Genomic DNA, 12,250 nt, shown 5'->3' with positions numbered 1-12,250 from the left:
TATCTGAACAAGATCTATCTCGGTGAAACTTCAGGCCGGCACAGGCTTCCCCTGGCTTTCCAGCCAGGCTGGAACTTTCTCCTGGTCATGGATCAGGAAGGACATACTGCACAGGCGAGATTTCATGTGGAGAAAAATTAAAAGCTCTAATTCTGTCCGCTCTTCTCCTTGATCATCTCTATCATCTGCTCATAAAGTGAAACATTCCCCTCAAAGGAAGGGGAAGATTGAGCTTCCATGCGTACAGCCTGAAGCCGAGCCTTAGCTAAATCAAGCGCGTTTCGGCCGGCCGAGTTTGTGAGCGATAAGTCTGCACCTGCTTTGAGCAGCAGTTCCACCACTCTGTTGTTTTCCCAGAGTTCAGCCATCACAGCGTGATGAAGGGCTGTGTTGCCGTCCTTGTCGTGCGGTGTCACTGCCCCGTTGTACCGGAGCAGAAGCCCGACCATCTCCGAATCATCCTCTCCGGCAGCTATCATCAATGCAGTCAATCCCTCCATGTCGGCAGCGTTTACGTCAGCCCCTGCCTTGATCAGTATTTCCGCCAGATCCGACTTGGAATTCATCAGCGCTGTCCTGCCTTCATTGTTTCTGGATAGCACATTGGCTCCGGCTTTCAGATAGAGCTGCAGCAGTTCGGACGATCCGGAAGCTGCAGCAAACCAGAGTGCTGTATTGCCAAGCAGATCCCTGGCCTCAAGACCGGCACCATGATCAAGCAGAAAATCTGCAGTCTCTATGTCTTTAACCAGCATCAGCGGCGTCAGGCCTTCCCTATCTTTCAGATTCACGTCAGCGCCATAGAAAACCAGAGTCCTGACAAGATCATAAATCACTTTGCCGGGGTAAGTCCCGCTATCCGGATCACCTTCACTGCCCAGGATATGATGCAGGGCTGTCCTGCCGTTGCAATCCCTGTCGTTCACATTGGCGCCACAGGTGCAGAGCAGTTCAGAAACTAAGGTGTTCCTGGAATTCATCAGGGGCGTGATCCCGGCTTCATCCGTGAGATTGACAATCGCCCCCCGCTCGATCAGCAGCCTGGCAGTTTCGTAATCATCGGTGTTCATCAGCGCAGTCCTGCCGCCGGCACCCCTCAGATTGACATCCACTCCGCGCAGGATCATCAGATCCACCAGATCTTTTGATCTGGCTGAGGAAAGGATCAGCCCTGCCTGTCTGCTGTCCAGATCCGGAATTTTTGAAAACACGGTCTCTGCCATGAGCTTGTCCTTGATCAGACTCAGGTATGATTCTTTGAACTTCACTCCTTTCTGCAGCAGCAGGGCAACCAGTTCACGGTTGCTGTCTTCCAGGGCATGCTGTATCACGCTCCTGCCTGTCACGTCCTCGGCATTGACGTCAGCGCCATGTTCGATCAGGAATTTCGCAATCTCAGCGTTTGCGTTTACCCCGGTCAGTAAAAGGAGAGGAGAATATTTAAAGGTGGGTTCAATGCAATTCACATCTGCACCTGCTGTCACAAGCATTTTCACAATGGTCAGGTCCCCGCCGCTCACTGCGCAGATCAGGGGATTATTGCCGTCTTTGTCTGTCTGTGAAAGGTCTGCCCCTGAAATAATTTCTTTCTTCAAAAGCTGCCTGTCGTGTGAATCGATGGCTGCGAAGATCCCGGATTCCACGGTAGCGTTTATCTCTTCAGTGGCTGGAAGACAGTAAACAGAACAGACAAACATAATCATCAGGATGAATTTAGGCATTCCCGGATTATATCACCTGCCCTGGAATTCCTCCAGAAAGGGATCAATCGAAATCGTTTTCTGCTGAAATATTCCCAAATAATGCTAAGATTCTCGTTGAAAAAACTCCATTCCCGGATATAATTAAAAAAATCACAAAACCGGGGGGAACATGGTCTGCAAACTGTTTTCAGCTCTCATCCTGCTGACTGCCTTCTCGCTTCAAGCGGCTGATCTCAACCTGATCCTGACAACTATGGGAAAACTATCGGCGCAGGATCCGAGATTCAACCGTGTCTTCACAGACCTGAAAGGCGTAGCAGCAGGAACCGCAGAGCTCAGTTACGAAGAAATGATGATTGATCTTGGCGGAAATTTCGCCCAGATCGCATCCACTTCACCTGCTGATCCGCTGCTCCTGGAACGGGCCACAGACTTCTTCGCTCCGTTTGCCGTGAATGACAGGGACAATGTGCTCTACCCCTCCAAAGAAAGAATCGCTCATGAGCCGGTCCGTGTCGAAACCCGTGATTTTTTCGAGAAGGTGGATGAAAAGATAGGAGCGCTCAAGGAACAGGCTTATGAAGCCATCATGAATTACGATATCAGCACAGGCTATGACTTGTACAACGCGGATATTCTTGAAGGCATCAATATCTCGGCAGCCTATAAATACAATCTGGATTCCAATTATGCCAAAGCCATGCACACCAGAGTCGACCGCTGGATCCCCAAGATCAACATCAATGCCATGACACTGCTGAAAGACGCTGTCGGAGGCAGTCTTCCGCTCTATTTCAACATCTGTGCGGAACGCGAGATCATCTTTGTCCGCCATTTCAAAGATAAAGTGACTGCACTTAAAGCACTCCCTAAAACACCGATTTCACTTCCTGTCAACGCGGAAAAAGTCAGAGCCATGGAAACCGGAGATTTTGTCTCCATTCCAGCCAGGATGGGTATCAATGCCGGTCTCTCAGCCGGCTGGAGCCAGGGTGTCTTCTCCACTGGGGCCTCAGGAGGAGTTTTGCTCACAGGCGAATTCAGGATCAACATCTATAAAATGGACGAAAATCATGTGCGGATGAAGGTCAGCGGCATCCGTTCCCAGGGTGTCGCAGGCGGTGTTTCAGCGAGCTTCGGCATCAACTTCTTCGGCTATGACCCTGTGGTCGGAAAGATCAATATCGACGCCATCATCGCCAGGATCCTGGATACGAATTTCTTCGCCTTCTCAGCTTCCTACATCAAGGGCGAGCAGCTTACCTGCGACTATATCTTCGACCTGCGTGATGCGGACGCAGTCAATGCTTATGAATCCCTGCTCAAGAGCACGCTTAAATTCAAGTCAGTCCAGGTAGGCAAGGAATTTCTGGCCAACAATCACCTGGATGAAATCGTATTCGGCGACATGGAACCTGCGGAAGCCATCTTCCAGGCTGATAAAGATCTGCAAGCCTCACAGCGCCGCGTGGACCGCCCTTTCATGGGCAGCAACTACTCAGAATCAAAAAATTCGAGCGTCAAGCTCGGCATCAACCTGATCAATGCCACCTCATCCACTTCCTATGTTTTCAACAAGGTCAGAGTGATCAATCAGGACAACACTGCCAATCACTATCTTTACCCGATCTATACCAGGAACACCGGCTTTTCACTGCTCTTCGGTTTCTGGAAGGAGAACACTTCTTACACAGCCTTCAGCTTCCAGGGCGCACAGCCGGACTGGAAACCCACCTCTCTCTTTGACGTGGTGCTGACAATCAATCATTTTGACAAGCGCTGCCGCGAAGGAGAGCTGAGGGACTTCATCCAGATGCTCAACCAGAACTTCGGGCCTGATCTGGCTGCAGCCATAGGATTCAATGCATTCAATGATTACAAATACACAGACAATTTCAACTCCCAGGTCAAGATCGCGCTCAAGAACAACGCTTTCCAGGATATTCACAATGCCAAGCTGCCTGAGAGTGATCTCTGGGCAGCCATGCTCCCGATCATCCGGGAGTTTGAGTACCATGCTCCGCAGAATAATCAGAACAACGGGGGAAGTAACTTTCAGGACTGGGTATATATAGACAGCAAATGGCCACAACCCAAAAAAGACGCAGCCAGGCTCGCCAATGAAAACTGGGGCGGCCAGTATTACTGGAACATGGCTTCTTCGATTGTCGGTTCCTTCCAGGAAATGAGCCAGACTGACATGTTCCAGTCCCTGGACATACTGCGCAGGATTTACGAGCAGAAAGGATTCTTCTCTGAAGTCCTGCCCCGCTATCTGATCGAACTGACGAAAAAGGCTTCCAGCCCGTCCAACCTTTACACAACTGTAATGTTCGGCGGTGCAGACATCCAGAGATTCGAGAACAACATCGGTTCCAGCGAATACGCGGCTATTTATCACAATATCAACGAAATCATCTACCAGGTGACTTACAACTCAGACGTGCTGCCTCGCTGAACTTCAACCCTCGCATGTCAAAAAGGCCGGCATACCCGGCCTTTTTTCATTATCAGATACGGCTCAGTACTTGAATCAATCCGGAAAATTGGGTAGAATTCTATTTGGAGGACAGCAATGCCAGCAATTTCAATGTTTTTCGGTATTATCATCAGGATGTTCTTTCGGGACATCGAAAAACACCATTCGCCGCATTTTCATGCTGAATACCAGGGTTCAGTAGCAGTGTATTCAATTCCTGACGGCCAAGTGCTGTCCGGTTCACTGCCGCCTGGAAAACATAAGCTGATCATCGCCTGGATTGAGATCCACAGGGACGACTTGATGGCTGACTGGAATTTAGTGGTTGACGGGCAGAAACCATTTTCGATCAAAGGACTGGAATAATGCGGATCAAGGAAATCCAGCCTCTTAAAGATCATAAGATCCTGGTAACAACTGAAGAGGGTCGCGAAGGCATTTTCGACGTTTCCCCTTACCTGAAGTACGATGTCTTCCAGCCTCTGCAGGAAACCGCAGAATTCCTGCGGATTGTAAACGGCATTTACTATATCGAATGGGGCTGCGGTGCCGATCTATCCGCAGATACGATCGAGGCTGGATTGATCCCAGCCCTTCTTAGTTCCTGAAAATCTTCTATAACTCAAACAAGCTCCCTGCAATCCATCCCGCCGCATTCCTACCGTCCCCATCTTCCCCGATCTCCCGGCCTCCCGCAGCCGGGCAGCTCAGCTTTTTCATTGCACCCCCTTATTTCCAGTTTCTAAAAGCCCAATCTCCAAAAGAATTTATTCTTAGAATGATTTGCAGCACCATGTAACTCTGAAAGGCAATGGCAGAAAAACCATACAGGATCAGAAGCGCTATTTTTACTGCAATATCATGAAAATCAGGCAGGATATTTCTCATCCGCAGTGCTGTGATTTTTCTGCAATTGGCCCAGAGAATGAACATCATGAGCAGATTGGGCAAAAGGAAAGCCAAAAAAGTCGTTAATTCAAAGCGGAAATTTCTGAAGCCATTGATCAACACAGCATAATCCAGATAATCAAAAAACGGGCTGATAAACGCAAGAATAATCAGCATAAAAAAGGAGAAGTATAACTGCTTTTTATACAAGTCGCCCTTGACATCAAGCCAGACCGCTCTGGCAAAATTCAGAAAAACCAGGATCGGACATACGATGAAAAACGTATAAATCGTCCATTTTTGTATTGATCTGTTTTCATGCCCGTCACCTATCAGGTTAATTTTGTCACTGTCTTTGGCATGCATTAACTTGCACATTTTCAGCACATCACAGTTAATACTGCAGTGTTGGCATTCTGTTTTAAAAAAGCGGTCGATGTCGGCACCTGAACGTACAAGTAATTCTAACAATTCCATGCTTGGCATGCTTTTAATCTCTTTCACATGGTAATTGATAACAATATTTGAATTCCCGTAAAACAGTTCCAGAAAAATCGGATAGTGATCTACACCATCTAAATGCTCCACGTCAGCGCCTTTTCCAATTAGATATTTTGTAATTGTCAAGTCCCGCCTGTGAACTGCGAACATCAGTGGGGTGATTCCGTTTTCGTCCTCAGCATTTACATCAACGCCTTGATCGAGCAATGCTTGAACTTCCCAAGTGGTCTGTGCGAAGAATATTTTTTTCAGTGGACGGTTTTTCTCTTCTGCTTCTTTTTTCTTCTTTTCATACTCCCGAGAATTAAACGGATGATCTTCTGAATAAGGTGGCTTCCATTCTGTCCTGTCCGGTGCAAAACCCCAGTGGCCACCACGAGGTTGGGCAAAATACAAGCGTGTATGAGCAATGTAGATAATTAAAAACATCCCCAAGAAATTAATGAAGAATATAGGAATCCAGGGCATGGCAAATAACTTGATGAATCTTAGCGCCTTTTTTTCGGTCCAGGGCCACCAGATAGGTGAAGTAAGCAAAAGCAGCAACAAAGGTACACTAACCGGGATAACGAAGTACGTAACAATCAATGCTAAAGTAATTGGGTCCAAAATGGCTCCCTTCATCTGCATCTTGCCTGAAAATGATTTCCAAACAGCAACACTGTAGAGCAGAAGTCATTCCAGCTCTTTTGCAGGATCCTGATTAGTTTTGTTCGATATCTGACTTTGTAAATTTTAACTGCCTGCTATCAAAATATTATTGGCAAATCCAGCCCTTGTCAATCATATGACAGAGGGCGGAGTCCCTCTGATTGGAGGGATCTCAAAGGGTGGAAGAAATCCCTCCTTTGACTGCATATGAATGCCTTTAATTTTCCTGTGTGTGAAGCCCCTGGCAAGTCAGGAGATATGTTCAATGTCCTCTAAATCTGTGCGAGTTCAGAAGTCTCAAGAAGTCTTTGAAGTCTGGATGAAGTTCTATGGATGCCATAAACCATTCTCCGGTTATGTTCGATGGCGTTCAGGCGCTCTGAAGCAGTTTTAGACAGCCAGTAGCGCTTTTCTTCCTCTGAATCGCCAAGTGAGGTGACCGCGATCACAGTTTTGTTGATGCGCGGAAGTTCCATGTTCATGTATGGCCTTTCAAAATCCCCTGATTTAATAATTATAACTCAGATTCGACAGGAAAGCATTAATGGGTGAAATCAATGATCTCAATCTCAGGCCCGATTTCGCTGATGATTGCTGCTTTCATCACCTGGAAATGCGGGCAGGGAAAGTTGATCGGTGTTCCTTTGGATATGCAGGAAGCGAAGACAATCACTTCTGCACCCCATTCCACCATGAATTTCACTCTGGTTACAGCTCTTTTACCAGGGCAGCCACCGCAGCTTGTAAAGCCTGTTATTTCAACAGGACCAGTTTTTTCAAATGCCCCGCTGCCCTGCGCCGCATTCTTGAAATCAGTAGTGCCTGGGCACATGTCTTCTGTCTGCTGACAGCGGATGATGCCTGCTTTTTTCATTACTGCTCCTTCGAGAAGATTGGGCAACGGCAAGCGTTGCCCCTACAGTCGGCAACTGTCACCCGACTACTCAATCCAGTAAGGCTTCAGCTTTCACAGCTTTATAAGTTTTGACATGCTTCTTCCAGAAAGTGATCGCCTGGTTCGGGCAGAAAGAGATGCAGCGCATGCAGTATTCGCATCTTCCCTGATGTTCAGGATACTCGCCCATCCGGATGTTGGAAACAGGACAGAGTTTTAAGCAGAGCCGGCAGCGGCTGCAAAGTGATGTGTCAACTCCCAGCATCTGCCAGTTGAGCTTCCAGATCTTCCTCCCGAGCACAAGGGAAAAATCCGACAGGAACGGGATCCGTTTCCATTTGGCTTTCCCAATCAGGATCTGCCTGGCAAAGCGTTCAGCCCTGCGCAGACCCTTTGCCACCTTTTTTCGGGCAACTTCATCTTTTTCAATGATCAGCAGATTGCTTGGCATCACAAAGACTTTGGCTCCTGCAGGCTTGTAACCCTTATCTTCAAGCAGTTTTCGCAATCCACCCATCAGGCCGAGGCACGATCCGGCCATTGTGGCTGCAAGAAAAACAGGAGTCCCTGAAACAGCAGGCAAACTTTCGATGAATTTCTGCACGAAAGGATATGTGTACCATCCGGCAACAGGGAAAGCGATTCCCAGGGCATGGGTTGTGTCCAGATCCCGCCGGTTTGCAGATTCGATCCTGGCCAGACGGGTCTCAACACCGCTTTTTTTAAAAACCTCTGCCATTCTCCGTACGATTAAAAAAGTATTTCCAGTGCCGGAAAAGTAATAAAAATCGATTATTTTCATGGAGAAAGATCTTCCTTAATCCGGACCAGTCATCCTGCTCACAGCCCTGGAAACATCGGAAACAGCCCGCACTTTAACTCCTGGTTCGGCTGTGACAGTTACGATCCAGTCGTTCGGGCTGTCTGTGTCCATAAACAAGGCGTCCCTGCTCAACACATAATCGTGCAGCAGGATATCACGGCGGATCAATTCACTGTCCACTGGAATGCCCTGACAATCCTTCAAAACCAGATTGTTCTTCATTGCAGCCATGGAATCATCGGAAACTCTCAGTTTCAAAACCGAGCGATTCACTGTTTTCATGAAATTTTCAGTGGAAAAAACCAGGAATTCACTGCTCCTGATGGAAAATCCGTCCGGCAGCACGGCCACCACGCTCTCTCCTTCAAGTCTGAAACCACCGATGTCCGCTCCCAAACCGTGGTTGCCGTCATCATGGCAATAAATTTCCACCCAGTTCACACATCCTGCTGCTATTCCTACCTTGCTGATCATAAGCTTCGGTTCAGCCATAGTTCTCCCGTCCATTCTGCTGCCTGCCTCAAAATTCATTTTAAACTGCTGGTAATATGCATCTGCCACAGTCTTATTCTCCAGGATCACCAGGTTGTCATCATTGGCAGAATTGGCAGTATCAGTCCAGTTGAACGAGCCGGTGAGCAGTACAGGGTTTTTCCCTTCACCGTCGATCACCATGAATTTGTCGTGCAGCAAACCCTTGTGTGCATCCTGTTTTACTGGAACTCCGGCATCGGAAAGGGTTTTATAAGTACAATAAGTTGTGCTGGCCTGAAGTTTGTCATAAACCCCGCGCACATCCAGACCGGCTTTTTTCTTCTCAATCAGAGCCTGGGCAATGCCTTCGTCTGTAAAAGTGAAGATGCAGAAAACGATCGAGGTCTTGGCATTGGCGATTTCCCGCAGCAGTTTGTCCCGGGGGATGTCACAGGGGGAGAAATACACTTCCAGACGCTTGCCGTTGACAGAAAGCACATGATTGAGACTTGAGGCGGTCTTCCTGGTGGAGAATTTCTTATCCTGAAACATCTGGTTGAATTCCTGCTGGAAAATTGGAACCACTGATGCCGTGTTCATGATCAGGACATTGTTGTTGTTCTTGTTGATGCAGTTGGTTGTGAAATTAGTGGCTCCACAGAGTACTGCCTTACTGTCGCGGATGATAAATTTGTGGTGGCATAATCCACGGTCTGAGCCTCCGGCATCATCCGCCACAATGGTAATTCCCGCTACTTCAAGCGTCTTGTACGAAGTATATTTATCGTTATTGTAATAAGTGGATTCAGTCACTACGCGTACCTTACCTTTGCCTAAGCGTTTGGCTGCATTGACAATGGAAGTGGTGATGCCTGGATGGTCAAGCTGATAAATGCTGATGTCGAGGGAAGTGTTTGCTCCATCGATGAATCCGATGATGGCTCGATCTAAATCAGTGGTGCCTGAGAGTGGCCAGTTGAAATAGCATTCGAATGTGGAAGCGCAGACCAGATTCGAGAATAAAACAAAAATTAAGAAAGGTCTGATTCCATACTTCATTCTATTTCCTTTCTCTACTCTAGCCCTATTTCATTATAGAGAAAATATCCAGGCAAGTCAATCTAAATCTCGCTCAAATCCGGATGGTCTCTGTTTTTTTTATGGCACTTTAGGAGAAGCGCTTAAAATTTGAAGCAGAGCTGTTCATAAAAAATCTGAACTTCAGAAGAGAATCCTGATACTGTGACACCGAGCAGCCTGACTTTCCTCTCTCCGGCATCCGTCTTTTCAAGCAGAAGCCTGACCTGTTCCATGATGTCCTCTACATCCTCTACCGGCCTCTGGAGGGTTACACTGCGCGTGATCTGGACAAAATCAGAATATTTCACCTTGAGGGTGACTGTGCGGCCTGCCAGGCCTTCTTCCCTGAGTTCCTTGTCTACCCTGGCAGCGAGTTTTTCAAGCACTTCCAGCATCTCGTTCCTGTCGTCGATGTCCTTCTGAAAGGTGGTTTCAGTGCCAAGAGAATGACTCTCATGTTCAGGGGTCACCGGCCGGTCATCATTGCCGCGCACGATGTTGTAATAGAATTCACCCGTCTTGCCGAACAACCCTACCAATTCAACTTTGGACAGTTTTTTTAACTCTGCCCCGCAATTTATTCCAAGTTCAAGCATTTTCTTTTCCGTCACTTTGCCGATTCCGTAAAATTTGCCGATTGGAAGGCTTTCAATAAAGGCACAAGCCAGTTCCGGAGTGATCACAGTCATCCCGTCCGGCTTTTTGAAGTCAGTTGCCACCTTGGCCAGAAATTTATTGTAGGAAACACCCGCCGAAGCAGTGAGCCGGGTCTTTTCGAAGATCCTTTTTCTGATCTCAGCCGCGATTCTGCTTGCAGAACGCATCCCTTTCTTATTCTCTGTCACATCCAGAAATGCTTCATCCAGCGAAAGTGGTTCCACCAGATCCGTATAATCCAGAAAAATTTCACGGATCTGCTCAGAAACCTCCCTGTAGGCAGGAAATCTCCCTTTCACAAAGACAGCCTGGGGGCATAAGCGATAAGCCTTGCTCGAAGGCATGGCAGAGTGAATTCCGAATTTTCTGGCTTCATAGGAGCAGGCGGCTACTACTCCTCGGCTGTTAGGAGGGCCGCCCACAATTACAGGTTTGCCTTTCAGTGCCGGATTATCTCGCTGCTCGACTGCAGCAAAAAAAGCGTCCATGTCAATATGGATAATCTTGCGGATACTCACTTTTTTACCGGGACCTCAGCTCTTTGCTGCCTCTTCCTTCGGGTTCGCCTCTGCTGCAATCTTTGCCTCAGCCTCTGCCTTGATTCTCTCTATCCGATCCGGGAAATGGTTATTCAGTCTCCGAAGTGCGCTGTAGACTTCATACTCTCCGGCCACTTTACCCACTCCATCATCCTGAGTAAGTACGAGCACCATCTGTTCCCCTTCCCTGAAAGTATAGATGCAATAATAAACATATTGACTGGAAACCATCACCAGGAGTGAACCTTCCTGACTCCTGCATTCAATGCCATCCTCTGTTCTGGCTGCACTGATGAATCCCATTTTTTTCAGCTCTATCATCAGTCTCCTGGCATAAAGGCTTTCCTTGAGTATGTTCCAGATGGAATAAACTTCGCTCTGACGGAAGTCCTGCTCGGTTTTCTCCAGCAGCTCCTGGCTGTCTAAAAATCCTGCTGCCGCTTTGCAGATTTTCCAGTCCTCTTCGTGGGAAACAATGTCATTGAGTATCTCTTTCAGGGATGGCAGGTCTTTTTTTTCGGACATGGAGGCGATCGCGTCAAGCAATCTGGTGGTTGAAGTCAGTTTCAACATTGAGTGCTTTCTCAGATTCCAGCTGGAAGCGCTGACTGCGATTTCAGTCAGTTCACCCTGCAGTGTCACCCTGGAAAGGGCTTCCATAGCAATTTTTTCATCTGTTTCATTCTTTGCAATGTCACAGAGAAAAGACTGATTTTCGGTTTTCTGGATGTAGTCAGACAGGCTCTCGAAATTTGCCAGCTTTTTCGTCGCAGCCAGCCTTATCTGGTAAAACTCATCCGAATCTGCAAGCAAAGAAAGCAGTTTTTCATCTGAGCAGTTTTTTACTGCTTCCTGCCGGATTGCCCAGTTCTTTTCAGTGCGGATGATTTCAGCGAGGATTTTCTGGTCAGACAGCGCGGAAACAGCCGCGATTTTCATTTCAGTATCTGTTTCGGATCCAAAGAGCTGCAGCAGCAGTTGCTGATCAGAAATGTTCTTCACGATCGACCTGCGCACTGACTGGTCTTTTTCGCTGGCTACAAGTTCCGCAAACAGCCAGTCCGTGTATTTTTTCGATTCTCCCAGATATTCGACGGCCAGGGACCGGACTTCAGGCAGCGGACAGGTTCTGCCAAGCTCTTCCAGGAGCCTGAGGTCAGTCAGTTTCCTGGCAGCGGTAAGGCTGACCTGGGGGTCGGATTCTTTCATGCATAAATTGAACAACAGTTTCTGATCTGGGATCTGGGATGCAGCGGCGATCCTGATCCGCTGGTCCTTGTCTTTTCTGGCGATCGTATAAAGTTCCCTCATTTCAAGTTCCAGTCTCTCCACGCTGTCGGAAAGCTTTGAGCCGAACTGCCAGAGGCGTTTCGCTCTTCTGATTGCGTAGACGAGAATCCCAAGCAGGATCAAGCCGGCAAAAAACAGCAGATAGTCTCCCTTGATCCGGCTGAGAACATCAATCCCGGCATTGCCAGGAATTGCAAGCGGATCAGCAGACAGAGAAAAGAATGTAAATATGCTCAGTAAAAAGAATATTCTCATGATCAATTATATTAT

11 protein-coding genes are annotated in these 12,250 nt (G+C 47.7%); 3 read left to right on the top strand and 8 right to left on the bottom strand.

The features are described 5' to 3' along the window. Positions 1-146 precede the first annotated feature (146 nt). Positions 147-1,721, bottom strand: a complete 1,575-nt coding sequence (locus PHW04_14620) for an ankyrin repeat domain-containing protein (protein ID MDD2717122.1) — start codon at positions 1,719-1,721, stop codon at positions 147-149. Between the two features lie 151 nt (positions 1,722-1,872). Between PHW04_14620 and PHW04_14615 the strand changes: the two genes are divergently transcribed. The 3 genes from PHW04_14615 to PHW04_14605 all read left to right on the top strand — a co-directional run bounded on the left by PHW04_14615 (position 1,873) and on the right by PHW04_14605 (position 4,790). After that, positions 1,873-4,161, top strand: coding sequence for a hypothetical protein (locus PHW04_14615; GenBank protein ID MDD2717121.1), 2,289 nt, complete (start codon positions 1,873-1,875; stop codon positions 4,159-4,161). 117 nt (positions 4,162-4,278) lie between these two features. Continuing rightward, complete coding sequence (locus PHW04_14610; GenBank protein ID MDD2717120.1) at positions 4,279-4,548, top strand: DUF4160 domain-containing protein; 270 nt, start codon at positions 4,279-4,281, stop codon at positions 4,546-4,548. Continuing rightward, positions 4,548-4,790: a DUF2442 domain-containing protein gene (locus PHW04_14605; GenBank protein ID MDD2717119.1), complete on the top strand. Its 243-nt coding sequence runs from the start codon at positions 4,548-4,550 to the stop codon at positions 4,788-4,790. Before PHW04_14610 ends, PHW04_14605 begins: the two co-directional genes overlap by 1 nt. Positions 4,791-4,911: 121 nt before the next feature. Here the strand turns inward: PHW04_14605 and PHW04_14600 are convergent, their stop codons facing one another. The 7 genes from PHW04_14600 to PHW04_14570 all read right to left on the bottom strand — a co-directional run bounded on the left by PHW04_14600 (position 4,912) and on the right by PHW04_14570 (position 12,235). Beyond that, the gene (locus PHW04_14600) at positions 4,912-6,195 is read right to left on the bottom strand and encodes an ankyrin repeat domain-containing protein (GenBank protein ID MDD2717118.1); all 1,284 of its coding nucleotides are present in this window, start codon (positions 6,193-6,195) and stop codon (positions 4,912-4,914) included. A gap of 299 nt (positions 6,196-6,494) precedes the next feature. Beyond that, on the bottom strand, positions 6,495-6,704 hold the full coding sequence (locus PHW04_14595; GenBank protein ID MDD2717117.1) for a hypothetical protein: 210 nt from the start codon (positions 6,702-6,704) through the stop codon (positions 6,495-6,497). 59 nt (positions 6,705-6,763) lie between these two features. Continuing rightward, the gene (locus tag PHW04_14590; protein ID MDD2717116.1) at positions 6,764-7,096 is read right to left on the bottom strand and encodes a CGGC domain-containing protein; all 333 of its coding nucleotides are present in this window, start codon (positions 7,094-7,096) and stop codon (positions 6,764-6,766) included. A 70-nt stretch (positions 7,097-7,166) separates the two neighbouring features. Further along, the gene (locus PHW04_14585) at positions 7,167-7,919 is read right to left on the bottom strand and encodes an EFR1 family ferrodoxin (GenBank protein MDD2717115.1); all 753 of its coding nucleotides are present in this window, start codon (positions 7,917-7,919) and stop codon (positions 7,167-7,169) included. Positions 7,920-7,934: 15 nt separating this feature from the next. Further along, the gene (locus tag PHW04_14580) at positions 7,935-9,473 is read right to left on the bottom strand and encodes a phospholipase D-like domain-containing protein (protein MDD2717114.1); all 1,539 of its coding nucleotides are present in this window, start codon (positions 9,471-9,473) and stop codon (positions 7,935-7,937) included. A gap of 122 nt (positions 9,474-9,595) precedes the next feature. Further along, positions 9,596-10,669, bottom strand: a complete 1,074-nt coding sequence (gene dinB / locus PHW04_14575) for a DNA polymerase IV (protein MDD2717113.1) — start codon at positions 10,667-10,669, stop codon at positions 9,596-9,598. A gap of 15 nt (positions 10,670-10,684) precedes the next feature. Continuing rightward, positions 10,685-12,235: a hypothetical protein gene (locus PHW04_14570; protein MDD2717112.1), complete on the bottom strand. Its 1,551-nt coding sequence runs from the start codon at positions 12,233-12,235 to the stop codon at positions 10,685-10,687. Between the last annotated feature and the right edge of the window lie 15 nt (positions 12,236-12,250).

It is taken from the genome of Candidatus Wallbacteria bacterium, assembly GCA_028687545.1.
Lineage (GTDB): Bacteria > Muiribacteriota > JAQTZZ01 > JAQTZZ01 > JAQTZZ01 > JAQTZZ01.
The sequence above is the reverse complement of the archived record's forward strand: the minus strand, read 5'-3'. Positions and strand labels throughout refer to the sequence as shown.

Bases quoted from the DNA above. Each gene is read 5' to 3' on its own strand.
- PHW04_14620 (MDD2717122.1), bottom strand. From the start codon at position 1,721: ATGCCTAAATTCATCCTGATGATTATGTTTGTCTGTTCTGTTTACTGT.
- PHW04_14615 (MDD2717121.1), top strand. From the start codon at position 1,873: ATGGTCTGCAAACTGTTTTCAGCTCTCATCCTGCTGACTGCCTTCTCG.
- PHW04_14610 (MDD2717120.1), top strand. From the start codon at position 4,279: ATGCCAGCAATTTCAATGTTTTTCGGTATTATCATCAGGATGTTCTTT.
- PHW04_14605 (MDD2717119.1), top strand. From the start codon at position 4,548: ATGCGGATCAAGGAAATCCAGCCTCTTAAAGATCATAAGATCCTGGTA.
- PHW04_14600 (MDD2717118.1), bottom strand. From the start codon at position 6,195: ATGAAGGGAGCCATTTTGGACCCAATTACTTTAGCATTGATTGTTACG.
- PHW04_14595 (MDD2717117.1), bottom strand. From the start codon at position 6,704: ATGAACATGGAACTTCCGCGCATCAACAAAACTGTGATCGCGGTCACC.
- PHW04_14590 (MDD2717116.1), bottom strand. From the start codon at position 7,096: ATGAAAAAAGCAGGCATCATCCGCTGTCAGCAGACAGAAGACATGTGC.
- PHW04_14585 (MDD2717115.1), bottom strand. From the start codon at position 7,919: ATGAAAATAATCGATTTTTATTACTTTTCCGGCACTGGAAATACTTTT.
- PHW04_14580 (MDD2717114.1), bottom strand. From the start codon at position 9,473: ATGAAGTATGGAATCAGACCTTTCTTAATTTTTGTTTTATTCTCGAAT.
- PHW04_14570 (MDD2717112.1), bottom strand. From the start codon at position 12,235: ATGAGAATATTCTTTTTACTGAGCATATTTACATTCTTTTCTCTGTCT.